This is a genomic window from Sulfurihydrogenibium sp., from assembly GCF_027448985.1.
In the GTDB taxonomy this organism is placed as follows: domain Bacteria; phylum Aquificota; class Aquificia; order Aquificales; family Hydrogenothermaceae; genus Sulfurihydrogenibium.
The window spans coordinates 1-24,447 of the sequence record NZ_DAIDMN010000003.1 but is presented as its reverse complement, the minus strand read 5'-3'; the positions used below and the strand labels follow the sequence as shown (position 1 = coordinate 24,447).

The following is a 24,447-nucleotide window of genomic DNA, read 5'->3' as shown; positions in this document are numbered from 1 at the left end:
ACATCCGGATTCCTCAATTTCCAAAACTAAAATTTTTGATTATATTTATGATATATGATAAAATTACAAAGATACATGACAAAGGATGGATAAAAATGAAAAAACAGATTTTAAAAAAAGAAGAAAAAAACCTCTATAATACAGATTACTACATGTGGTTTGAAAAAAATTTAGCACTTATAAAAGAGGGGAAGTTCAATCAGGTTGATTGGAAAAATTTAATTTTAGAATTAGAAAGTTTAAAAAACCAAGAAAAAATAAACCTCTATAAGTACATCGCAAAGATAATGGCAAATCTTTATATAATTAAAACAATTTATAAAAATAAAAACGAAATTAACAAAAATGAAAAAAAAGAGCAAAAAAAGATTGTAGAAAACACATTCAATTATATTTTAAAAGTTGAGAAAATAGTCAAAGATTCCCCTTCACTTAAAAAAATTGATTTAAATACCGCATGGAAATTAGCCAAAAATCTAATTACTGTGTATCTTTTCAAAAAGAACATGCAAATTCAAGATTTGCCTAATGAACCTGATAGTTTTATAAGTAAATTCATAGAAAAAGTTTTACATGAACAAGGATTTGAAGCATTTGCAGATTTATTAAACGATACAAGGTAAATTTTTGAGTAAAAGGGATGAAAGAAGTTTAATAAGTTATTTAGCGATAATTTTAGCCCATTTATACAAATGGGATAATTATACAGGTATAGCGTCACACAAAACGAAAGGTGGTAAAAACTGGATTAATAGCATAGTTAACGCAAGAAAAGAAATTGAAGATTTAGTTTCAGATATGCCCTCTCTAGAAAGATTTATAGAAAGCTTTGAAACTATACAAAAAGCTTGGGAAGAAGCATTAAAAATCATACGCAAAGATTTATTGAAAAATGGAATCAAAAATGTAAACCTACCAAACAGTTGCCCTTACGATATAATTGATATATTATATAGAGATGTTATCTATGAATATAAGAAAAAATATAACCTATAAAGGAGAGATGCGATGAAGAGAATGGACAAGTTGATTCAAGAGTACGTTCATGACCCATACTTTACAAAAGAAAAGTATCACGACCCTTCTGTATGTGAAAGATGTGGAGTTGTGTTTCATGATGGAATATTTGAATGGATGAAAGAAGTTCCTCAAAATGCACAAAAAATAATCTGTCCTGCCTGTAGAAGAATAGAGGATAACTACGAAGGTGGAGTTGTTTACTTGGAAGGAGAGTTTTTACAAAAACACAAAGATGAAATTCTAAATCTTATAAAGAATGTTGAAGAAGAAGAGATGGCTTACAGACCTTTAGAAAGAATTATAGACATTAAAGAAGAAAATGGAAAAATGGTTATAAGAACAACTTACGAACATCTTGCAAGGAGAGTAGGAGAGGCGGTCCATAGAGCCTACAAAGGTGATTTAAAACTCAACTACCCGGAAGGAAAAAAATACGTAAGAGTATACTGGCATAGAGATTGATTTTTTATGAAACAGGATAGAGTTTTATATAAAAAACCCATTAAAGATTTACCTAAGGATTTACTACCAAGAGAAAAAGCCGTTAAATACGGCTTTTCTTCTCTTTCTGATGAAGAGTTGTTAGCCATATCTCTCGGCTCTGGAACAAAAGGTATAAACGTTTTAGGTTTGTCTCAAAAAATATTAAACGGAAAATCTTTTAAAGATTTGAAAAATCTTACCTTAGAAGATTTAAAGAAAATAAAAGGAATAGGTTTTGCAAAAGCTCTTCAAATTCTATCAATAATAGAGATAGCAAAAAGAATGGAAGAACCAGAAGATAGAATAAAAATAACTTCTGTATCCGATGCTTACCAGCTTTTAAAGTATTTATCAAAAGAATCACAAGAACATATGGTTGCCCTTTACTTAAACAGTTCAAATGAGCTTTTAGCAAAGGAAACCATAGCAAAAGGTTCGTTGAACGTTGTAAGAGTGTTACCAAGAGACATTTTGTACTACGCTTTAAAATACAACTGCAACGGAATTATAGTTGCCCACAATCACCCAAACGCAAGTAGCAAACCTTCCCAAGAGGATATAGACTTTACAAAAAAACTGTTTAACATTTCAATTGAACTTGGTTTTGAGATTTTGGACCATATCATAATAGGAAAATCAGACTTTTTCAGTTTTGCTAAGGAAGGTCTTCTGTGATAGAGGTTTTTTTACCGATAACCCTTTTTACTCCTGTTTTACTATCTCAGGTAAACTCTCAGGAAGATGTTTATAAAACAGAGCCTTTGTACATAACAACATATTCAAACAACGAAGATACAAACAAAGAAAATGCAAAAAACAGTGAAGTTAAGAACTATGTGGTGTACAAAGTTTACGCAATGGGGTTGGCAGTTGCTGACATGTACATTACAAACAAAGATGGAAAAATAGAAGCAAAGGGGCAAACCTACAAATCTCTAAGCTGGCTTTATAACTACGATTTTCTGTATATGGAAGAAGGTGAGTATAAAGCTCTTTATGAGAAAGAAAACAAGAAAGAAAGAATATATGAAAATCAGGAGATTTACGAAAAAAAACCATGGCTTCCTATAATAGCAAATTTCTTTAAAGGTAAAATCTCTCCGGATGAAGTTTTATCTATGAAAATTTATATAAATAACGCTCCAGTCTTAATATCAAAAGAAGAAACGGGTAATGAGATTAAATACATTTTTGAACCTCAAAAAAGCAAGACGAAAAAAATAATGGTTTTTATAAAGAAAAATGAAAATACACCTTACCGGATTGAGATAGAAGGTAAAGTAAATATAACTCTTGAAAAGATTAACTGATTTTTTTGATAATAGGATTAAAGGCTTTTGCTCCTACCAAAACTTCATCTCCAATGTTAAAATCTTCTGTTGTAGCTACTTCTACAAGATTACCGTTTATATCAACTGTAACTATGTTTAAAATATCAGATTTTCTAATATCTAAAACTGTTCCGTAAAACGAAAACTTTCCGGATATACTTTTTTCTATAAAAACTTCCCTTGGAGTTCCTTCTTTTTTTATCTTTCCATCTTCAAGGTAAATAACTCTATCGGATAGTTTGAAAACCTCCGGTTTGTCGTGAGAAACTAAAAGTGTTGTAAGATTAAACATTTTATGAAGTTTTTTTAGCTGGTCCTGAAGTTTTAATCGTATTGAGTAATCAAGGGCAGACAAAGGCTCGTCTAAAAGTAGTATATCCGGATTCTTTACAATCGCTCTTGCCAACGCAACCCTCTGTTGTTGTCCTCCCGATAGTGATGAAGGATATCTGTCTTTAAGGTTGTAAAGCTCTACAACTTTTAAAATCTCATCAACTTTATCCCTTTCTTCTTTGTCCAGTGCAAAAGCTACATTCTCGTAAACTGTCATGTTGGGAAAAAGGGCGTAGTTTTGAAAGACAAATCCTACATTTCTTTTTTGTGGTGGCAGATTAACACCTTTTTTAGAATCAAAGTACACCTTACCGTCAAACTCTATGTATCCTTCATCTGGATTTTCAAGCCCTGCAATAATTCTAAGTACAGTTGTTTTACCACTTCCGGATTTTCCAAATATCGTTAAAAACTCTCCTTTTTCCACTTTAAAACTTACATCTAAAGTAAACTTTCCTTTATAACCAATAAGCTCCTTTTTAACATCAACAACTATCATTTTATCTCAAACCTTTTATTGAGCATATAAACAACCAGTAAAACAAAAAATGATAAACCAAAAAGTATTGCGGCATAAACGTGGGCTGTTGTGTAATCTAACCTTTCAACGGCATCGTAAATAGCTATAGAGACCACTTTTGTTTCTCCTTCAATACTTCCTCCTACCATCAAAACAACACCAAACTCTCCAATGGTATGGGCAAAAGACAAGGTTATTCCAGTGATTATTGCAGGTTTCATGTTAGGAAGGATAACTTTGAAAAGTGTCTCCAATTTTGATTTTCCCAAAGTGTAAGCAGCCTCTATCAAAGATTTATTTACAGATTTAAATCCGGATGTTAAGGGATGAACCATAAAAGGAAAACTAAATATTACAGATGCTATAACAATACCCTCAAAATGAAATGCAAGTTGATGACCAAAATTCTCTTCCCAAAACTTACCTAAAAAACCATTTTTTGATAGGATTAACAGAAGATAAAAACCCAAAACAGAAGGTGGTAACACCAAAGGAAGTGCCACAACAGCCTCAAAAGCAGATTTGAATCTAAATTTTGAGTAAGCCAAAAAGTATGAAACCGGAATACCAACAACAAACAAAATTAAAGTGGTAATAAAAGCAAGCTTAAAGGTTAGAAAAAAAGGAGAGTAATCTATCTGTTTAAGAATTTCTAACAACCTACACCTCCAAAATAATGTTTGTAGGTTTTATGTAAAAATAGATTTGGCTACCGATATCTATAAGAAGATTATCAAACTCTAAATTAGTAATTAAAGCCGAAAATTGAAGACCTTTATTTTCAATAAAAACTCTTGTGAAGAGTTGTCCTTTAAAGATAGATTTAACAGTTCCTTGAAAAGTGTTAAAAGGGTGTATTTTATCTCTACAAACTACAAAATCAGTTTCTTTGAATATAAGGTTTACCGTGTTATCTATCTTTAAGTAGTTAGCGGTATCCGGATTTTCAAGTACAACACAGTAAAAATCCCCAATTTCTGTATTCAACTTTATTTGAGAGATTGTATCAGTAAATTCAATACCGACTATATAACCTTTAACTATGTTCATTTGTTATCCTCTGAGATTGCAAATCCCTGCTGTTTTAGTTTTTCCTGATGAACCTATAGTAACTTTAACCAATATAGTCAGTATCAAAAAAGTGAATCATCAATCTTCACCCGGAAGGACGAATCCGTATTTTATAAATATTTTTCTTGCTTCATTGGTCTGTATGAACTCATAAAACCTCTTTGCCGTTTCAAAGGTCTCTTTGTCTTTTGTTGCATGTTTTAGAATTGCATAACCTTGTTTTATCTCGTTATGACAATTTGCAGGTAAGAGATAGTATATGCCTTGTTTTTGAAGTTTATCACTTTTTGCAATAGAAAGAGCTAAAAACCCTATATCAGCTGCACCTGTTTCTACAAATTGGGCAGTTTGACTGATATTTTCACCTAAAACAAGTTTATCTTTTACTTTATCAAAAAGTTTGTAATGTTCAAGGCACTGTTTTGCAGCAACGCCATACGGAGCATGTTCCCAGTTTGCTATAGCTATCTTTTTCACTTTTGGGTCAAGTACTACATTAATACCTTTTGAAACATCTATTCCCGAGTCTTTTCTTGTCCATAAAACTATTCTACCTATTGCGTAAGGTTTAATGTCAGATGCTGTTAGTCCTTGCTGTTTTAGTTTTTCTACATAACTCATATCAGCAGAGAAGAAAACATCATAAGGAGCACCGTTTAAAACCTGTGTATAACCTTTACCGGAAGAACCAAAAATAGTTTTTACGGTATCCTGTGGGTACTTTTGCTTGTAAACTTTAAGTATCTCATCAAATGCGTAAGTAAGGTCTGCAGCTGCATAAACCGTTATCTCACCTGCATAAACTTTAATACCAAGAATTAAAGTCAACAGTAAACTCAAAACCTTTTTCATCTCAAACCTTTTATCTATTGAAAACTAAATCTAAAATATTTTATTCCACTGTTACCGTTTTTGCAAGATTTCTTGGTTGGTCCACATCTTTTCCTAATATTGTCGCAATATGGTATGCAAGTAGTTGAAGTGGAACTGCAGATACTATTGGGTATAAGTTTTCATTGTTAACTGTAGGTATTTTTATTATGTTGTCCGATAGAGATAGAATTTCTTTGTCATCAGAATCTGTTATAGTTATAACTATTCCTTTTCTTGCTTTTACTTCTTGTATATTTGATATCATCTTTTCATAAAGAGAGTCTTTGGGTGCTATACATACAACCGGAAGATTTTCATCTATAAGGGCTATTGGACCGTGTTTCATCTCCCCTGCCGGATAACCTTCCGCGTGTATATAGGAGATTTCTTTTAGTTTTAGTGCTCCTTCAAATGCAATAGGGTAGTTTAACCCTCTTCCAAGGAACAGAAAGTCTTTTGCATTGTGATACTTGTAAGATATCTCCTCAACTTTTTTGTCCTGTTTTAATATTTCGTTAACTAAAACTGGAAGGTGAGATATATCTTTATGGATTTTTTCAAATTCATCACCACTTATAAATCCTCTTTCCAATCCGGATTTAACTGCAAATAAAAGAAGAGTTATAAGTTGTGCTGTAAAGGTTTTTGTTGCAGCAACACCAATTTCCGGACCACAGTAAGTGTATATTACAAAGTCACTCTCTCTTGATAGAGAGCTCCCAACTACATTTACAATGGATAAAACTTTTGCTCCTTTCTTTTTTGAGTCTATAGCTGCAAATCTTGTATCTGCTGTTTCTCCAGATTGACTTATGGCTATTATAAGTGTTTTTTCATCAACTGGAAAATCTCTGTATCTAAATTCTGATGCGTAATCTACTATTACAGGAAGTTTTGCGTATTTTTCAACCCAAAACTTTCCTACAAGTCCAGCATGGTATGATGTTCCACAAGCTATTATAACGACTTTTTCTATGTTTTTAATTTCCTGATAAACCGGATTGTTCAAATCTGAGAAAAATCCGGATATGGTGTCTGTGATGGTTTTTGGCTGTTCATAAATTTCTTTTAACATAAAGTGTTTATAACCACCTTTTTCAGCAGCTGCAATATCCCAATTTACAGTAAACGGTTTTTTTTCTACTTTTTGTCCGTTTATGTTGTAGATTTCTACTTTATCTTTTGTGATAACAGCTATCTCTTCATCATCAAGAGTTATAAACTTTTTTGTGTATTCCAAAACAGCCGGAATATCAGATGCTATGAAGTTTTCATATTCTCCTATTCCTACTATTAACGGACTTCCTTTTCTTAAAGCTACGATTTTATCCGGTTCTAATGTGGAAATAACACCAATGGCATAAGCACCTTCCAACATTTTTGCAACTTTCAAAACTGTGTTAAGCAGATTCTCTTCGTAGTACTCTTCAAGTAGATGAGCTATTACTTCCGTATCTGTTTGAGATTTAAACTGGTATCCTTTTTTTATAAGTTCTTCTTTTAACTGGGCGTAATTTTCTATAATTCCGTTGTGAACTACAGCAATTTCACCGTTTTGACTGGTGTGTGGATGGGCGTTTTCTACAGAAGGTGGTCCGTGGGTTGCCCATCTTGTATGGGCTATTCCTATACTTCCTTTTATATCTTTACCCCAAAGATGTTCTTGTAAATCTTTTATTTTTCCAACTTTTTTTTCAACTATTATCTTCCCTTTTTCTTCATCTAAGACAGCTATTCCGGCTGAGTCGTACCCTCTGTACTCTAATCTTTGAAGTCCATGTAATAAAACTGGTACTACTTTCCTATATCCAACATACCCAACTATTCCACACATACTTTTATCCTCTTGCGTTTGTTATTATCTCTTTCATCTTTTTGACTGCTTGATAAAGTCCTAAAAATATTGCATTTGCGATTATTGAGTGACCTATATTTAGTTCTTCTATCTCTTTTATCTTTGCAATGTTAACCACATTTTCGTAGTTAAGACCATGTCCTGCATAAACTGCTAAACCTTTTTCTTTTGCATACTTTGCAGCTTTTTTTATTCTTTCAAGCTCTTTTTCTACATTTTTACCATAAGCGTTTGCATACTCTCCTGTGTGTATCTCAACCGCATCTGCTCCTACTTCCAAAGACGCGTCTATCTGTTGAATATCCGGGTCTATAAAAAGGCTTACTTTGATTCCTGACTCTTTTAGTTCTCTTATATACTCTTTTAGGTAATCTTTCATAGATACTACATCTAACCCACCTTCTGTGGTTATCTCTTGTCTTTTTTCCGGAACCAATGTGGTTGTATTTGGAAGAGCTTCCAAAGCGATGTTTTTCATCTCCAAAGTAGGTGCCATTTCAAGATTTATTGGAATTTGAGTGTCTTTAAGCTCACATTTCAATCTAAAAAGGTCTTCATCTTGGATATGTCTTCTGTCTTCTCTAAGGTGTAACGTAATTTGGTCTGCTCCGGCTTCAATAGCTATTAAAGCTCCTTTTACAGGGTCTGGCTCAACTGTTTTTCTTGCCTCTCTTAATGTTGCTATGTGGTCTATGTTTACTCCAAGTCTCATTTTGTTATTCCTTTATCTTTTTAAATGCTTCTTTTGCTGCTTGTGTTTCTGCTTCTTTTTTTGATTTTCCTTTTCCAGTTGTTTTTATATCATCTATCTGACATTCAACTACAAACACTTTATCATGCTCTGGACCTTCAGAATGGACTAATTTGTATTTTGGTATTTTACCATAAATTTTTTGAGTTTCTATCTGAAGAAGTGATTTGTAGTCTCTGGGTATATTTTCCGTTTTTATATCCTCTAAAACTTTATCTTTAAAAAGGCTGTTAAAAATATCTCTTGGAACATCTATTTTGTATCCGGCGTCTATGTATATAGCACCGAATATCGCTTCAAACACATCACACAGTAGTGATTCTCTTTCTTCTCCTTTTTGTAGTTTCTCACCTCTGCTAATCAACACAAAATTACTTAAATTTAAAGTTTTTGCTAACTTGGAAAGGTAAGCTTCACTTACAATGGAAGACCTAAGTTGTGATAAATCTCCTTCTCTTGCATCTGGAAACTGTTTTATAAGTATTTCACTGACTATCAAAGATAAAACGGAATCTCCTAAAAATTCCAAAACTTCGTAATCTTTGAGTTTTTTAGGATACTCCGCAACAAATGACCTATGGGTTATAGCTGCTAAAAGTAAAGACTTATCATTAAACGAATAATTTAGAAGTTTTTCTAACTTTTCAACTCTTTCTAAAAATTCCGGATTTTCAATCTTCATAAGCCTTGAAGACTAAACATCCGTTTGTTCCACCAAAGCCAAAAGAGTTTGATATTGCCACTTTCACTGGATAATCTATTGCTTTGTTTGGAACGTAATCTAAATCACAATCTGGGTCCGGATGTTCGTAGTTTATGGTAGGTGGTATTATTCCTTCTTTTATGGTTAAAACCGTTGCAACGGCTTCAACAGCTCCTGCTGCTCCTAAAAGGTGTCCTATCATAGATTTGTTAGAACTTATTTTTAGTTTGTAGGCGTGGTCTTTAAACACAAGTTTTAATGCAAGAGTTTCTATTTTGTCGTTTAAAGGTGTTGAAGTTCCGTGAGCGTTTACATACTGGACTTCATCCGGATTAACCCTTGCATCATTTAGAGCCATTTCTATAACTCTTCTTGCTCCATCTGCATCGGAGCAAGGTGCTGTTATATGGTATGCATCTCCTGTAAGTCCATATCCAACGACTTCTGCGTATATTTTTGCTCCTCTTTTTTTAGCGTGCTCAAGTTCTTCTAAGATTAATATTCCAGCTCCTTCACCCATTACAAATCCGTCTCTTTCCGCATCAAAGGGTCTTGACGCTTTTTGAGGTTGGTCATTTCTTGTAGAGAGTGCTTTCATATTTGCAAATCCTGCTACTCCAAGTGGTGTTATTGCAGATTCTGTACCACCTGCAATCATAATATCAGCATCGCCTCTTTGGATTATCTTAAAGGCATCTCCAATAGAGTGGGTTCCTGTTGCACAAGCTGTAACTACACAAGAGTTAGGTCCTTTAAACCCAAACTGGATAGATATGTACCCAGCTGCCATATTTGATATTCCGGATGGTATGAAGAAAGGAGAAACTCTTTTAACTCCTTTCTCCATAACAACCTTTTGCTGTTCTTCAATGTCCCGAAGGCCGCCGATACCGGTCCCGACTATAACACCTGCCTTGTTTAAATCAATTTTATCAAGGTCCAATCCGGAGTCTTCTATAGCTTCTTTTGCAGCTATAACTGCAAATTTAACAAAATCACTCATCCTTTTTAGCTCTTTTGAATCTAAAAACTGCTCCGGATTGAGATTTTTTACTTCTCCGGCAATTATAACCGGAAGACCTATTTCAACAGGATTAAATCTTTTTATAACATCTATACCGCTGACACCATTTACAAGGTTTGCCCAGTAATCTTTTACGTTGTTACCTATAGGTGTTACAGCACCAAGACCGGTTACGACGACTCTTCTCATCCTTCTTACCCTTGTTTTGATTTAATATAATTTAAAACATCTCCAACTGTTGCTATCTTTTCCGCGTCTTCATCTGGAATCTCTACACCAAACTCTTCTTCAAAAGCCATTATAAGCTCTACTACGTCAAGAGAGTCAGCTCCAAGGTCATCTACGAATTTAGCTTCCGGAGTGATTTTTTCCATCTCTACACCAAGTTGGTCTGCGATAATTTCCTTAACTCTTTGTTCAATTGACATCTCTAAAACCTCCTATATTTAAAATTTTTTAAAACATTCCACCGTTTACGTGAATGGTTTCACCTGTTATATAACCTGCCATATCCGATGCAAGGAATAAAACTACGTTAGCCACATCTTCTGGTTTACCGAATCTACCAAGAGGTATCTGCTTTAGATAGTTTTCCACTATATCAGCTGGTAGATTTGCTGTCATATCGGTTTCAATAAATCCCGGAGCAACAGCGTTGACCGTTATATTTCTTGATGCAAGCTCTTTTGCTAAAGATTTTGTAAAGCCTATCAATCCGGCTTTCGTTGTAGAGTAGTTGACCTGTCCTACATTCCCTATAAATCCTATTATAGAACTTATGTTGATTATTCTTCCGTATCTTTGTTTTATCATAAGTTTGGCAACCGCTTGTGTTATTTTAAATGTCCCTGTAAGATTTGTGTTTATAACACTATCCCAATCTTCCTGTTTCATCCGAATAAAGAGAGTATCCTTTGTTATTCCAGCATTATTTACGAGAATATCTATTTTTCCACCGGACCACTGAGTTATCTCTTTAAAAGACTCTTCTATATCACCAGCTAAATCAAAATTTACACCAAAAGTCTTTACACCAAACTCATTCTCTATATTCTTTGCCAAAGTTTCAGCAGCAGCTCTTTCTCTTCCAGTTATTATTACATCAGCTCCATTTTTTGCAAAAGCAATAGCTATCGCTTTTCCTATCCCTCTTGTAGAGCCTGTTACAAGAACTGTTTTACCTTTAAAATCTATCATCTATACCTCTTTACAAAATAGCAAAAATTACTTAATATTTTAACACATTTTTTGAAATTTATAAAAAGAGGTGGTCCAAACTTTGGAAAATATAGAAATTAAGCCTTCTATTTCATGTTCTTGTGGTCCTTTGTCTTTGTCAGAAGAAAAAAATGCAGAATGTTATCAATGTGGAATACCAATCACCGGAAAACCTTTGAAATTTGAAGTAGACGGTAAGATGGAAGATTTTTGCTGTTTTGGATGTTACCTTATAAACAGAACAACTGGATTGAGAGGTGAAGAAGGAACAGCTTTAGCATTCTTGGGAAAATTTGGTTTTGGATACTTTTTAGCAATGCTTGTAATGATGCTTAGCATGTACATATACGGCTCCCATTTTGTTGACCCTAACGATAGAGAGATGCTTTTATTTACAGGATTTATAAAATGGGTGATACTAGTCCTTTCTACACCAGTTATGATTCTTTTAGGAATCCCCATTTTAAAAAACTCTTTTTCAAAAGAGAACCTTCTAAACTTTAACACGGATACACTGATAGCGATTGGCTCTTTTTCTGCTTACTTTCTATCAGTTTACTCTGTTTTAACTGGTAAAAATGCTATATACTTTGAAACCGCAACTATGATACTCGTTTTGGTAACCTTTGGAAGGTATTTAGAGACTTCGTCAAGAGTAAAAGCTTCTAACTTTATGAAACAGCTTATGGACCTAACAGCAAAAAAGGCAACAGTTGTAAGAGATGGTCAAGAGGTTGAAGTTCCTGTTGAAGAAGTTCAGGTAGGAGATTTGGTAAAAATACGTCCAGGTGAAAAAGTATCTGCCGATGGTGTTATACTGGAAGGAATTGGAAATGTTGATGAATCTACACTAACAGGTGAGATAAAACCTGTTTTAAAAAAAGCTAAAGATTACCTTTATACCGGAACAACAGTATTGGATGGCACATTTATAATAAAAGTTGATAAACCTCAATCTCAATGGACTTTAAACAGGTTTATAGAGATAATGAAACAGATAAGAAACACTAAAGCACCAATCAACAGAATTACCGACAGAATAGCCTTTTACTTTTTACCTATTGTTTTCTTTCTTGCAATCTCATCTTTTGTATATTGGTACATTCAATCCGGATTTGAAAAAGCTTTGATAGTATCATTGTCCGTTTTACTTATATCTTGTCCTTGTGCATTTAGTATTGGCGCTCCACTTGCTTTATGGCTTGGACTTGGACAAGCGATGAAAGATGGAGTCATAATAAAAAGTGCAGAAATTTTAGAAAAACTCTCAACAGTCAAAAAAGTGTTTTTTGACAAAACCGGAACCATAACGGAAAGATTTATGAAAGTTTCAACTACTTGGTTTAAGAATGATATGGCAAAGAACATCTTTTACTCCTTAGAAAAAAACTCAGAGCATCCTTTGGCAAAAAGTTTCATAAAAGATTGTCAAGACTGTAAAGAGTTGAAAGTTGAAGATTTTAAAGTTCACTTTGGATTTGGAGTAAGTGGAAAAGTAGAAGGTAAAGAGTATATCCTTGGAAGCCAAGAGTTTTTAAAACAGTTTAATGTAGAGTTAGATGAAGAATTAAAAAAGATGAAAGAAAAAGCGATAGAGAATGGAGAGATAATTACATTTTTATCAGACAAAAGTCAGGTTTTAGGATTTGTTTCTTTCACTCAAAGTATTCGACCTGAAGCTAAGGTTGCAATAGATGCGTTAAAGTCAATAAACATAGAAGTAGGCATACTTACAGGCGATAGCCAATACTTTGCGAATGTACTAAAAAAAGAGTTGGAAATAGATGACGTAAGAGCAAATCTACTGCCAGAAGATAAACTAAAAGCAATTCAAGAAGAAAAATCAAAAGGAAAAGTTGTTGCAATGGTTGGAGATGGAATAAACGACGCTCCAGCACTGACAGCCGCAGATATAGGTATAGCTATGGGTTGTGGAACAGACCTTACAAGAGAATCAGCATCTATAAGCCTTATAAGTGACGATTTGAGGAAAATACCACTTATAATTATCCTATCAAGAAAAGTAAAAAGGGTGATATACACAAACATATTTTGGGCTTTCATCTACAACATCATAGGTATGGGTTTAGCTATAACAGGACAACTAAATCCAATATTTGCTGCCCTTGCCATGGTTTTGAGTAGTGTGTTTGTTATAGGAAACTCTTTGAGAGTAAAGGCTTACTAATGATAGGATGCATACTTTTAGCAGCCGGAAGTGGTTCAAGGTTTGGAAGTAAAAAGCAGTTTATGAGTATAAAAGGCAAAAGGATTATAGATTTTTCCTTGGAAGTTGTTGAGAGTATAGATGAAATAGATGAAGTTGTAATTGTTTTGCCCAAAGAAGATTTAGATGTTCCTATAAAAATTGATAAACCGTTTAAAAAAGTTTGTGGTGGAAAAGAAAGACAGTACTCCGTTTACAACGGTCTTTTACAACTTGAAAGATGTGATATCGTGATTATTCACGACACCGCAAGACCCTTTGCAACAAAAAAGATGTTTTTAGATGGAATACAAAACGTTAAATTCGGATGGGATGGTTCTATTACAGCATACAAATCAAGAGACACTATAAAGGAAGTTTGCGACAAAAAGGTTATAAAAACTTTGAATAGAGATTTTATTTACATAGTACAAACACCACAAACTTTTGATTATAAAAAACTACTTTACTCCCATCAAAAAGCTTTATCGGAAAATTTTTTAGCAACAGATGATTCTGCACTGATGGAGAAGGAAGGTTTTAAGATAACGGTAAATGAAGGAAGTTTTCTAAATTTTAAGATTACCTATCCCCAAGACATAAAATTAGCAGAGGCTTTAATCAGTATGCAACAAGGTTAGTTTGAAATGGTAAATTTACGCTTTTCCTTTCACTTTAGATTAACGAATATTCAGCAATCATGAAAGTTATTAACAACCCCTGTAATACAGGGGTTTTTTCGTGTCGTTCATAAGGATTTTGGAAAGTGTTTTACTCCGTTGCATAACTATGAAGTCCAGGGAAGTAGAGATTTACACCGAAATAACATATCAAAAGCATTATAAATCCGGCTACAACTATCCAAGAAGATGTTGTTCCTTTCCATTTTCCAATTGTTCTACCATGAATGTATGCAGCAAAAAATAACCAAACGATTAAAGCCCATGTTTCTTTTGGGTCCCAGCTCCAATAACTTCCCCAAGCTTCGTTAGCCCAAGCTCCACCAAGCATTATAGAAGCAGTCCATATAGGAAAAGATATAGCAACAGCTTTAAATGCAATTTCAGAAAGAATATTTTCAGATGGTAAAACTTTTCCAATAGGTTTTAAAACATAAACCGCAAAGTACAAAAGACCAAGTAAAGATAAAATAAAAATAACTCCAAACATCATTGTTTTAATATCTTTTGCTCCTGTTAAGGTAAGGTATCCAAATATTCCGGAGAGTACTAAAAAGAAAACAAAACCCAAATAATAAACGGATTTTACTTCTACCTCTTTATTAAAGTTATGCTTTATTAGGTATGCAAAGGATGCTCCAAAAGAAACTGTAAATCCTGCATATCCAACAAAGGAAGCCAGCACGTGAAGATAAAGCCAGTAGCTCCTTAAAGCCGGAACAAGAGGATTAATATCCGTATTGAACTTATGTCCCCATATAACCAAAAACGCAACTATAGGCATAAAAAATGTTCCAATTACCTTTGTTTTATACTCTCTTTCTATATAAAGGTATAAACCTACCGCAAGCCAAGGGAAAAACATCAAAGACTCATAAAGGTTTGTCCAAGGTGGATGGAAAATACCCATATAGTAAGACTCTAAACCTCTTAAAAAAAGTCCTACGGTTTGAGTAAGCCATCCAAGAAAAGCAAACAAAGTCCCTACTTTCCCAACATTCTCATTTTTAAAGAAAAACTGAAAAATATACATCAAGGCAGAAAGACCATAGATAAATCCGGATATCTGAAATACAAGAACATTACTAACCTTACCACTAAGTATAGCCAAAGCTACCGACCCACCTACAAAGACCAAAATAAGAGTACTAAACAAAACGGCCTGTAGGTAGTTGTTTTTACTTCTATTCTCAAAAACTACCGTTTCCATAAAAAACCTCCTATTTTAGAAATCACTATTATATTACTTTTTTTATAAAAATATTCAAGATAAAAAATCAGCTAAATTTTGCTAAAACACTTTCAATTACAGGAAGATAAACAGCCAAATCCTTAAATATCTTTTCAGCCACATCTAACATGTTCCAAAGTTTTAAAGTAAGACTCTTTTAATCTGTCGAAAGCTTTTTCTAAATCTTTCAGCCTCTTTTCTAAAGCCATCTTACACCTTTACTTTTGACTTCTTCTATCAAATAGGGTGCAAATTTTAGGTTTACTAAATCCACCTTGTAGATTAAATTGCTTTCATCTAAAATTTCTTCTATCAATGCCAAATCCTGACTTATATCTTCTTCTGATTCAAAGGCTAAATCAATGTCAGAGTTATATCTTTCTTTTTTCTCTGCACGAGAGCCAAAAAGGTAAATTTTTACACTTTTGCCCTTAAAGTAATTCGTTAAAAAATCTTTTAAATCTTCTATGGTTTTAATATTTCTTGGATTTACTTTCATTTTTATCACATTTAAAACTTTGTTTCTTAATGGTAAAATAAAATTTCATAAATTTCAAGTAGGAGGAGTTATGTTATCACCGGAAGAACAACTTAAAATAGTAAAAAAAGGTGTTTTGGAGATAATATCAGAAGAAGAACTTTTAGAGAAGTTGAAAGAAGGTAGACCTTTAGTGGTGAAAGCCGGATTTGACCCAACAGCTGCCGATTTACACTTAGGACATACAGTTTTACTACAAAAATTAAGAACATTCCAACAACTTGGTCATACTGTTTACTTTATAATAGGTGATTTTACAGCAATGATTGGAGACCCTTCCGGAAGAGACCAAACAAGACCACCTCTTACAAAACAGCAAGTCTTAGAAAATGCAAAAACTTACAAAGAACAGGTGTTTAAAGTTTTAGACCCGGAAAAAACGGTTGTCGTGTTCAACAGCTCATGGCTTGCTGAGATGAAAGCAGAAGACCTTATAAAACTCACAGCAAAATACACAGTGGCAAGAATGCTTGAAAGAGAAGACTTTAAAAAAAGATTTAAAGAAAATATACCTATATCAATTCACGAATTTTTATATCCACTTTTACAAGCCTACGATTCGGTGGCAATAAAAGCGGACGTTGAACTTGGAGGGTCAGACCAAAGGTTTAACCTCCTTATAGGAAGGGATATACAAAAAGAGTACGGTATAGAAAAACCCCAAGTAGCAATACTACTTCCTTTACTTGTAGGAACAGATGGTGTTAAGAAGATGAGTAAGTCCTACGGTAATTACATAGGAATAACCGAACCACCGGAAGAAATGTTTGGAAAAATAATGTCTATATCAGATGAGCTTATGTGGCAGTACTGGCAACTTCTTACAGATTTAACGGAAGAAGAGATACAAAAGATGAAAAAAGATGTAGAATCTGGATTACTACACCCAATGCAGGTGAAAAAAGAACTTGCGATGTATATAGTAAAAAGATTCCACGATGAAGAAGCAGCAATAAAAGCAAAAGAACATTTTGAAAAAGTTCACTCAAAAAAAGAGATACCAGAAGACATTCCGGTTGTAAAAGTAAGTGATTTAAACCTTCCAGACAAAGAAATAGAACTTTTTGAACTTTTATTTATACTTAACCTGGTACCATCAAAAGCAGAAGCAAAAAGAATTATAAAACAAGGTGGTGTGAAGATTGACGGAGAAAAGGTAGAAGACTTTTTATACAAAGTTGACCTTACAAAAAACCATACAATCCAAGCAGGAAAAAGAAAGTTTGTGAAAATTGAGGTAAATAGTTGAAAATATTAGAAGGAGAATACTGGAAAGAAATACCTATATACAAAGATGTTAAAGAGGAGGAATGGAAAAACTGGAAATGGCAAATACAAAACCGTTTAAAAACTCTTGAAGATGCAAAAAAGATTTTAAATATAATAGATGAAAAAAGTTTTAAAAAAGTATCAGAAATTTATCATTTTGGCACCACACCTTACTACATATTTTTAGCAGATAGAGAAAATCCGGATGACCCAATTGTAAAACAGATTATTCCTGACGAGAAAGAGATAGATGAAAAATACCAGGAAGGAGCACTCTTAGACCCATTTTTAGAAGACAAAAAATCCCCAGTGGAAGGTCTTACCCACAGGTATCCGGATAGAGTACTGTTTAGAGCTACAAACTTTTGTAGTGTTTACTGTCGTCACTGTATGAGAAAAAGGATGTTTTTGGAAGATGAAAGAGCAAGGACAAAACAAGAATACGACAAAATGTTTGAATACATAAAAAACAACAAAAACATAAAAGAGGTTTTAATATCCGGAGGAGACCCTTTAACTCTCCCAAACACAAAATTAGAGTATATAGTAAAAAATATTTACGAAATAGACCATATAGATATTATAAGAATAGGCTCAAGAGAACTCGTAGCAAACCCATTTAGATTCTTTGACGAAGAGCTGTTAGAAATATTTGATAAATACGATAAAGTATGGCTTGTAACCCACTTTAACCATCCAAATGAAATCACATCTGAAACAAAAAAAGCTGTAAAAAACATACTTTCAACAGGAACCCCCGTTTTAAACCAAACAGTTATATTAAAAGGAATAAACGACGATAAACACACCATAGAAAATCTAATGAGAGACCTACTTAAAGTAAAAATAAAACCTTACTACCTATTCAACTGTGACCCAACAAAAGGTGTGTACCATTTTAAAACTTCAATAGAAAAAGGACTTGAAATAATGGAACACTTAAGAGGTAGAGTATCCGGACTTGGTAACCCTACTTTTGCTGTAGATTTGATAGACGGTTTGGGAAAAGTTCCTTTACTTCCAGAATATTTATTAGAAAAAAACGAAAATCTATACACATTTAAAAATTACGAAGGGAAAATAGTCAAAATAAAAGTTTGAAAAAAACAAAAATTTTATGTTATAATTTTTAAAATTATTTTTTGAGGAGGTATTGTAAGATGAAGAAATTAGTACTTGGTTCTGTGGCAGCGGTTTTATCTGCATCTTTACTTTTCAGCTGCCAAAAGAAAGAAGAACAACAAGCACCAGCTGAACAACAAGCTCAACCAGCTGCTCCAGCACCAGCTGAGCAACAAGCTGCTCCAGCACCAGCTGAGCAACAGGCTGCTCCAGCAGGACAAGAACAACAAGCTGCTCCAGCAGGACAAGAGCAAAAACCAGCTGAACAAAAGTAATCTCTTTAAAGGGGCTTTAAGCCCCTTCTATCTAAATCTTCAAACACAATCATTAAAAATTTCTTAACGGAAAATTCATCTTTATCATATATAATATATCTTAAAATCCCAAGGGGGAGATAACAATGAAAGGATTTTGGATGCCTGTATTACATTCCCATTTACCTTTTGTAAAACATCCACAGTACAAGTATTTTTTAGAAGAACATTGGCTTTTTGAGGCTATCACAGAAACGTACATTCCACTTCTGATGAAGTTTAAACAGTTAAAGGAAGAAGGTGTAGATTTTAAAATCACAACATCAATAACACCACCTTTGGCAGAGATGTTAACCGATAAACATCTGATGACGAAGTATGAAAAGTACTTAGATAAAATGTTGCTACTTACAGAAAAAGAGATTCACAGAACAAAATCAAGTCCTGTTTTCAATAAGTTAGCTAACTTTTATAACGAAAGATTTTTACAGATTAAAGATTTTTACTACAACTTTTTACAAAGAGATGTGTTAAATGGGTACAGATATTTTGAAGAAAGGAAAAACATTGAAATAATAACATGTAACGCAACCCATGGATTTTTACCACTACTTTCTCCTAACCCTTCTGCTGTAGAGAGACAGGTAGAGCTGGCGGTTAAATCTCACCAAAAACATTTTGGTAAAAAACCAAAAGGTATATGGCTTGCTGAGTGTGCTTACTTTGATGGTCTTGATGAAACACTTGCAAAATACGGTATAGAATACTTCTTTATGGACTCCCACGGAGTTATATTTGGAAAACCAACTCCAAGGTACGGTGTTTTTGCTCCCGTTTATACTCCTAATTCGGTTGCGGTTTTTGCAAGAGACCCAGAGTCATCAAAACAGGTATGGAGTGCTAAAGAAGGTTATCCAGGAGACCCAAATTACAGAGATTTTTACAGAGACATTGGATTTGACCTTGATTTTGAGTATATAAAAGATTTTATAAGTCCAGATGGAATAAGGGTTTACACAGGAATAAAGTATTACAAAATTACAGGAGATGTAGATTTAGCCCATAAAAAACCTTACGACCCGGATAAAGCTTACGAAATGACCAAGATACATGCAGGACATTTTCATATATCAAGAGAAAAACAGATGGAACATCTATCAAAATATATGGATAGACTTCCGTTGATAGTAAGTCCTTACGATGCAGAACTTTTTGGTCATTGGTGGTTTGAAGGTCCAGAGTTTTTATACAACATCTTTAAAATGATTGATACTTACAAACAGTTCAAATCTATCACCCCTTCTGAATATTTAGATTTGTATCCGGAAAATCAAGTTATAAGACCATCTCCTTCCTCATGGGGTGATAAAGGATACTTTGAAGTATGGCTTAATTCGGAAAACCAATGGGTTTACAAATACCTTCATCAAATGGAAGAAGATTTATTAAAAGTCAAAGAGATTTTTAAAGATAACGAAGTTGTAAAACAGATGGAAAAAGAACTACTTTTAGCTCAAAGTAGTGATTGGACTTTTCTTATAACCACACAAACAGCAAAACAGTATGCAACTAACAGACTAAAAGAACACATTCATAACTTTTACAGCTTGAAAAAGATGCTTCAAACAAATATAATAGACTTTGACTATTTAAATAGTTTGAAAGAGAAAAACTCTATATTTTCTGAAATACTGTAAAGGAGAAAAGATTGGAAGAAAAAATTAAACACTGTTTAGATTTACAAGACCAATTAAACAAAAAAATAAATGAAAATTGGAAAGAGATAAGAACTAAAGAAGACTTTTACAGAGCTATATGGCTTGAGTGTGCAGAAGCTGTTGAGAGCCTTCCTTGGAAATGGTGGAAAAAAACACAACCTGACATAGAAAATCTTGAAATAGAGCTTGCAGACATTTTCCATTTTATACTATCTTTAATTCTCATGGAAAAAAATCCGGATTTAACGTATTTTTACAAAGGATTAAACGAAGACTTTAAAGACCTAAAAGATATAGAAGGTGATTACATAAACCATTACTTGGCTCAAACTTATCAAAAAGATGAAGACATTTATCAGCAGTACATATACCTTTTTGAAAGGATGGCAGAAAAAGCGTTAAAACAAAATTTAAATGGAGTCTTATTTTTCTTTGGAATTCTTACAAAGAAGTTGATAGGATTTGATAGACTTTACCTTCTTTACATGGGAAAAAACATACTTAACCATATAAGACAAGAGATGGGGTACAAATCCGGAGAGTACAAGAAAGTAATAAACGGTCTTGAAGATAACAAACATTTACTCAGAGTGATAAAAGAAGTTGATAACTTAGAAAAAATGGAAGAAAACTTAAGAAAAATTTTGTTAAACTCAGGAGGTTAATAATGGACCACACAGGATTTTTCTTTATCAGCCAGCTATTTTGGTTTATATTCCTATTTATGATAATAATGCCTATTTTACAGGCACAGATGCTACAATGGAGTCGGGAGAAAATATTAAAAGCTATTGAAGATAAGTACGGCAGTAAAGTCATAACCCTTATTCATAGACAAGAAACAAGGTCTTTGTTTGGCTTTTTTATGATGAGGATGATTACCATAGAAGATTCGGAAGCGGTTTTAAGAGCCATCAGGATGACACCAAAAGACAAACCAATTGATTTTATAATTCACACACCAGGTGGAATAGCGTTGGCAGCTACTCAGATAGCAAGAGCATTGGCAGACCATCCGGCTAAAGTTAGGGTAATAGTTCCTCATTATGCGATGTCTGGTGGGACTTTGATAGCTTTAGCATCAGATGAGATAGTTATGGATAAACACGCAGTATTAGGACCTGTTGACCCTCAACTTGGAATGGAACCTGCAGCTTCACTGGTTGCAATAGAAAAAGTAAAAGAGCCAAAAGATATTGATGACCAAACATTAGTAAAAATAGATATGAGTAAAAAAGCATTGAAGCAGATGTACGATACAGTTAAAAATATTTTAGTTAAAAAAGGTTATTCAGTAGAACAAGCGGAAAAAATTGCAGAAGAGTTATCTCAAGGTAAGTTTACCCATGACTATCCAATTACGGTAGAGTACCTTCAAGAACTTGGACTAAAAGTGTCCACAGAAATGCCAGAAGAAGTTTACGCACTTATGGATTTATACCCTCAACCAACAGGAATACCAGCGGTTCAGTACTTACCAGAACCAATAAAAAGACCGGAGGCAGTTAAAAAGTAATGAAAAAGCTAAACTTAAAAAACATATTCATCACTGGATTATTTGTATTAATACCGATTATAGTTACAATATGGGTGATAAAAACACTTCTTTCAGTTGTTAACAATCTTATACTTCCTTATTTAGAAGAAATGGGGGTTCCTACTCCCCATATTCCCGGCTTAGGTATTTTGGTAACATTATCCATTATATTTGTTTTGGGTCTTTTAGCTCAAAATTACTTAGGAAAAAGAGTGTTAGAATACTTTGAGTCTTTAATATCAAAAATTCCTGTTGCAGGTTCCGTTTACAATGCGACAAAACAAACAATGGAAACACTTTTCTCCAAAAAAGAGAACTTTTCAAAGGTTGCCCTGGTAAGATTTCCACATCAAGATACTTTTGCATTAGGGTTTATAGCCAATGAACTAAAAATATGTGATGAGTTTTACTACATAGTTTTTGTTCCAGCTGCAATCAACCCAACATCCGGATTTGCCATAATGGTAAAAAAAGAAGACATCATAATTACAGATTTAACAGTTGAAGAAGCAATGAGGACCATCGTATCAGGTGGACTTGTGATAAAAAAACATATAAAATTACTAAAAGATAATCAAGCCCCTGCAGGAGAAGTTTCTGCAAACGGAGATTAATATGCCATACGAAGATTTAAGAGAGTTTATAAAAGATTTGGAGAAAAACAACGAATTAATACGAGTAAAATCAAAAGTAAGTCCAATTTTAGAGATTACAGAGATTGCAGACAGAATGATGAAGATGCCAAAAGGTGGAAAAGCCCTTTTATTTGAAAATGTAGAAGGATACGAAGGAATTCCCGTTTTGATAAACGCTTTTGGTAGTGAGAAAAGGATGAAGATGGCACTTGGTGTAGAAAAGTTTGAGGATATAGGTTGGAAACTATACAGGATAGTAAAACCAGAGATACCAAACACATTCTTAGAAAAAATAAAAAAACTTCCGGAACTAAAAAAATTAAACGACTCTTTACCTACAATCGTAAAAGATGGAAAATGTAAAGAAGTTATAAAAAAAGGTGATGATATAAATATTTTTGATTTTCCTGTTTTGAAATGTTGGCCAAAAGATGGTGGAAGGTTTATAACACTGCCAATAGTGATATCAAAAGACCCAGAAAGTGGTATAAGAAATATAGGAATGTATAGAGTACAGCTTATAGATAAAGATAAAGTAACCGTCCATTGGCAGATACATAAAGGAGGTTCTCACCACTACTGGAAAGCGAAAAAACTCGGTCAAAAAATACCTGTTGCAATAGTAATAGGTGCAGACCCTGTAATAACCTACTGTGCTTCTGCACCACTTCCGGAAGATGTTGACGAGTTTTTATTTGCAGGAATAATAAGAGAAAAAGGTGTTAAGCTGGTAAAATGTGAAACTGTTCCTTTAGAGGTTCCGGCGGATGCAGAAATTGTCATAGAAGGATACATAGACCCAAACGAACCATTACACGATGAAGGACCGTTTGGGGACCACACAGGATTCTACACACCTGTAGACAAATACCCTTTGATGCATATCACATGTATAACTCACAGAAAAGACCCTATATACCAAACAACCATTGTAGGAAAACCACCAATGGAAGATGGATGGCTTGGAAAAGCTACCGAAAGAATATTTTTACCTATGGTTCAGTTTAACCTTCCGGAAATAGTAGATTACAACCTACCTATATCCGGATGCTTCCACAACTTTGCCTTTGTCTCTATTAAAAAAAGGTATCCGGGACATGCTTTCAAAGTGATAAATGCCCTTTGGGGTCTTGGACAGTTGATGTTTGAAAAAAATATCATCGTGTTTGACGATTGGGTAAACGTACAAGATATAGATGAAGTTCTTTGGATATGGGGAAACAACGTAGACCCATCAAGGGATGTGATAATACAAAAAGGTGTTATAGACGTTTTAGACCATTCTACCAACTACGTAGGATTCGGTGGAAAAATGGGAATAGACGCAACCACAAAATGGAAAGAAGAAGGTTATTTAAGAGATTGGCCAGAAGTTGCCAAAATGGATGAAAATGTAAAGAAAAAAGTTCTACCAGTTTGGGAAGAAATTCTGCAAAAAATGTTAGATAAAAACAGATAAGTTTAGATGTTTAGTTTCAATACATTTTTTCTACTTCAAAATTTGTTATATTCCTTTTCTCTTTACTAAACTCTATACCAATTAGGTAAATCTCTTCATACTTGTCTTGGTATTTTGCATAATACTTTTTCTCTTTTATCTGCTGTAATGCTTTTCCTTCTTGGGTTTCCTCTATAACTTTAAACTCTATTATGTAAACCTTTTCTTGTGCTATTACTGTTAGGTCTATCTTTCCTTTGTTTGTTGTATCTTCCGCTATGGTTGTTAAGCCACTTCCGATGAATAACGCATAAACAACAGATGCGTAAAATCCTTCATACTCTTGAATGTTGTTTTTCCTGTACCAGTCTGTTGGTATGCTTGCAAAAAAACTGTAAAGTGTTTGTTTTATTTTTTCTATGTCTGATGATAAAAAGGCTCTTATCAGGTTTAGCTGAGTTTTACTTGCTTGGGGTGGGGGTATTATATGGGTTAAAAATGCTCTGTTGAAGCTTTTTCTTACTTCGTGGTTTGGATAACTAAGTATGTATATCGTTTCATCTTCTATCTGTATTGTTTGTTTTATAGTCAGATATCCGGATTGAAACAGTAGATTTTCCGGATAGATGTAATCAAT

The 24,447-nt window shown here is 33.7% G+C and carries 28 protein-coding genes; 15 read left to right on the top strand and 13 right to left on the bottom strand.

Annotation, left to right across the window (positions count from 1 at the left end; genetic code table 11):
* Positions 1-47 precede the first annotated feature (47 nt).
* From NE054_RS00645 to NE054_RS00625, 5 genes are read left to right on the top strand one after another with little or no spacing between them, the layout of a single operon-like run.
* Positions 48-623, top strand: coding sequence for a DUF29 family protein (locus NE054_RS00645; RefSeq protein WP_297887146.1), 576 nt, complete (start codon positions 48-50; stop codon positions 621-623).
* A 4-nt stretch (positions 624-627) separates the two neighbouring features.
* Positions 628-996 carry a DUF29 family protein gene (locus NE054_RS00640; protein ID WP_297887141.1) on the top strand — a complete coding sequence of 123 codons (369 nt, stop codon included), beginning with the start codon at positions 628-630 and terminating at the stop codon, positions 994-996.
* A gap of 12 nt (positions 997-1,008) precedes the next feature.
* Positions 1,009-1,482: a BCAM0308 family protein gene (locus tag NE054_RS00635; protein WP_297887138.1), complete on the top strand. Its 474-nt coding sequence runs from the start codon at positions 1,009-1,011 to the stop codon at positions 1,480-1,482.
* A 6-nt stretch (positions 1,483-1,488) separates the two neighbouring features.
* Entirely contained in the window at positions 1,489-2,178 is a 690-nt protein-coding gene (gene radC / locus NE054_RS00630) for a DNA repair protein RadC (protein ID WP_297887135.1), read from the top strand.
* Positions 2,175-2,813, top strand: a complete 639-nt coding sequence (locus tag NE054_RS00625; RefSeq protein WP_297887132.1) for a hypothetical protein — start codon at positions 2,175-2,177, stop codon at positions 2,811-2,813. The genes radC and NE054_RS00625 overlap by 4 nt, the downstream gene beginning before the upstream one ends.
* Here NE054_RS00625 and NE054_RS00620 read toward each other — a convergent pair.
* The 10 genes from NE054_RS00620 to fabG all read right to left on the bottom strand — a co-directional run bounded on the left by NE054_RS00620 (position 2,806) and on the right by fabG (position 11,161).
* Positions 2,806-3,666, bottom strand: coding sequence for an ABC transporter ATP-binding protein (locus NE054_RS00620; RefSeq protein WP_297887129.1), 861 nt, complete (start codon positions 3,664-3,666; stop codon positions 2,806-2,808). The genes NE054_RS00625 and NE054_RS00620 overlap by 8 nt on opposite strands.
* A complete protein-coding gene (gene modB, locus NE054_RS00615; RefSeq protein ID WP_297887126.1) occupies positions 3,663-4,346 on the bottom strand; it encodes a molybdate ABC transporter permease subunit in 684 nt (227 codons plus the stop codon). The genes NE054_RS00620 and modB overlap by 4 nt, the downstream gene beginning before the upstream one ends.
* Before the next feature lies 1 nt (position 4,347).
* On the bottom strand, positions 4,348-4,737 hold the full coding sequence (locus tag NE054_RS00610; RefSeq protein WP_297887124.1) for a TOBE domain-containing protein: 390 nt from the start codon (positions 4,735-4,737) through the stop codon (positions 4,348-4,350).
* A 99-nt stretch (positions 4,738-4,836) separates the two neighbouring features.
* Positions 4,837-5,610, bottom strand: coding sequence for a molybdate ABC transporter substrate-binding protein (modA, locus tag NE054_RS00605; protein ID WP_297887122.1), 774 nt, complete (start codon positions 5,608-5,610; stop codon positions 4,837-4,839).
* 40 nt (positions 5,611-5,650) lie between these two features.
* Positions 5,651-7,465: a glutamine--fructose-6-phosphate transaminase (isomerizing) gene (glmS, locus tag NE054_RS00600; RefSeq protein ID WP_297887120.1), complete on the bottom strand. Its 1,815-nt coding sequence runs from the start codon at positions 7,463-7,465 to the stop codon at positions 5,651-5,653.
* A gap of 4 nt (positions 7,466-7,469) precedes the next feature.
* Positions 7,470-8,198, bottom strand: coding sequence for a pyridoxine 5'-phosphate synthase (locus NE054_RS00595; RefSeq protein ID WP_297887118.1), 729 nt, complete (start codon positions 8,196-8,198; stop codon positions 7,470-7,472).
* Positions 8,199-8,202: 4 nt separating this feature from the next.
* The gene (gene rnc, locus NE054_RS00590; RefSeq protein WP_297887116.1) at positions 8,203-8,919 is read right to left on the bottom strand and encodes a ribonuclease III; all 717 of its coding nucleotides are present in this window, start codon (positions 8,917-8,919) and stop codon (positions 8,203-8,205) included.
* The gene (fabF, locus tag NE054_RS00585; protein WP_297887113.1) at positions 8,909-10,153 is read right to left on the bottom strand and encodes a beta-ketoacyl-ACP synthase II; all 1,245 of its coding nucleotides are present in this window, start codon (positions 10,151-10,153) and stop codon (positions 8,909-8,911) included. The genes rnc and fabF overlap by 11 nt, the downstream gene beginning before the upstream one ends.
* 5 nt (positions 10,154-10,158) lie before the next feature.
* Complete coding sequence (acpP, locus tag NE054_RS00580; protein ID WP_297887111.1) at positions 10,159-10,392, bottom strand: acyl carrier protein; 234 nt, start codon at positions 10,390-10,392, stop codon at positions 10,159-10,161.
* 28 nt (positions 10,393-10,420) lie between these two features.
* Positions 10,421-11,161 (bottom strand): 3-oxoacyl-[acyl-carrier-protein] reductase, encoded by a 741-nt coding sequence (gene fabG / locus NE054_RS00575; RefSeq protein ID WP_297887109.1) that lies wholly within the window; start codon positions 11,159-11,161, stop codon positions 10,421-10,423.
* Between the two features lie 82 nt (positions 11,162-11,243).
* Here fabG and NE054_RS00570 point away from each other — a divergent pair, with 82 nt between their 5' ends.
* Both NE054_RS00570 and ispD read left to right on the top strand, forming a co-directional pair.
* Positions 11,244-13,370, top strand: coding sequence for a cation-translocating P-type ATPase (locus tag NE054_RS00570; protein WP_297887106.1), 2,127 nt, complete (start codon positions 11,244-11,246; stop codon positions 13,368-13,370).
* A complete protein-coding gene (gene ispD / locus NE054_RS00565) occupies positions 13,370-14,029 on the top strand; it encodes a 2-C-methyl-D-erythritol 4-phosphate cytidylyltransferase (RefSeq protein ID WP_297887103.1) in 660 nt (219 codons plus the stop codon). Before NE054_RS00570 ends, ispD begins: the two co-directional genes overlap by 1 nt.
* A 130-nt stretch (positions 14,030-14,159) precedes the next feature.
* On the opposite strand, the gene ccsB is transcribed toward ispD, so the two are convergent.
* Together ccsB and NE054_RS00555 are read right to left on the bottom strand one after the other, a co-directional pair.
* The gene (gene ccsB / locus NE054_RS00560) at positions 14,160-15,278 is read right to left on the bottom strand and encodes a c-type cytochrome biogenesis protein CcsB (RefSeq protein WP_297887100.1); all 1,119 of its coding nucleotides are present in this window, start codon (positions 15,276-15,278) and stop codon (positions 14,160-14,162) included.
* A 220-nt stretch (positions 15,279-15,498) separates the two neighbouring features.
* Positions 15,499-15,798, bottom strand: coding sequence for a nucleotidyltransferase domain-containing protein (locus NE054_RS00555; RefSeq protein ID WP_297887097.1), 300 nt, complete (start codon positions 15,796-15,798; stop codon positions 15,499-15,501).
* 70 nt (positions 15,799-15,868) lie between these two features.
* Here NE054_RS00555 and tyrS point away from each other — a divergent pair, with 70 nt between their 5' ends.
* The 8 genes from tyrS (at position 15,869) to NE054_RS00515 (ending at position 23,831) form a co-directional block, all read left to right on the top strand.
* Positions 15,869-17,086 (top strand): tyrosine--tRNA ligase, encoded by a 1,218-nt coding sequence (tyrS, locus tag NE054_RS00550; protein WP_297887094.1) that lies wholly within the window; start codon positions 15,869-15,871, stop codon positions 17,084-17,086.
* On the top strand, positions 17,083-18,207 hold the full coding sequence (locus NE054_RS00545; protein WP_297887091.1) for a KamA family radical SAM protein: 1,125 nt from the start codon (positions 17,083-17,085) through the stop codon (positions 18,205-18,207). Before tyrS ends, NE054_RS00545 begins: the two co-directional genes overlap by 4 nt.
* Positions 18,208-18,266: 59 nt before the next feature.
* The gene (locus tag NE054_RS00540; RefSeq protein WP_297887089.1) at positions 18,267-18,503 is read left to right on the top strand and encodes a hypothetical protein; all 237 of its coding nucleotides are present in this window, start codon (positions 18,267-18,269) and stop codon (positions 18,501-18,503) included.
* Positions 18,504-18,628: 125 nt separating this feature from the next.
* Complete coding sequence (locus NE054_RS00535) at positions 18,629-20,179, top strand: 1,4-alpha-glucan branching protein domain-containing protein (RefSeq protein WP_297887087.1); 1,551 nt, start codon at positions 18,629-18,631, stop codon at positions 20,177-20,179.
* Positions 20,180-20,190: 11 nt separating this feature from the next.
* Positions 20,191-20,865 (top strand): dUTP diphosphatase, encoded by a 675-nt coding sequence (locus NE054_RS00530; protein ID WP_297887084.1) that lies wholly within the window; start codon positions 20,191-20,193, stop codon positions 20,863-20,865.
* Between the two features lie 2 nt (positions 20,866-20,867).
* Positions 20,868-21,716 carry an ATP-dependent Clp protease proteolytic subunit gene (locus NE054_RS00525; RefSeq protein WP_297887080.1) on the top strand — a complete coding sequence of 283 codons (849 nt, stop codon included), beginning with the start codon at positions 20,868-20,870 and terminating at the stop codon, positions 21,714-21,716.
* Positions 21,716-22,351 (top strand): DUF502 domain-containing protein, encoded by a 636-nt coding sequence (locus NE054_RS00520; RefSeq protein ID WP_297887078.1) that lies wholly within the window; start codon positions 21,716-21,718, stop codon positions 22,349-22,351. Before NE054_RS00525 ends, NE054_RS00520 begins: the two co-directional genes overlap by 1 nt.
* A 1-nt stretch (position 22,352) precedes the next feature.
* Positions 22,353-23,831 (top strand): menaquinone biosynthesis decarboxylase, encoded by a 1,479-nt coding sequence (locus NE054_RS00515; protein WP_297887076.1) that lies wholly within the window; start codon positions 22,353-22,355, stop codon positions 23,829-23,831.
* A gap of 16 nt (positions 23,832-23,847) precedes the next feature.
* On the opposite strand, the gene NE054_RS00510 is transcribed toward NE054_RS00515, so the two are convergent.
* Positions 23,848-24,447 (bottom strand): PD-(D/E)XK nuclease domain-containing protein (locus tag NE054_RS00510; RefSeq protein ID WP_297887074.1); only part of this gene is annotated, 600 nt, incomplete at its 5' end.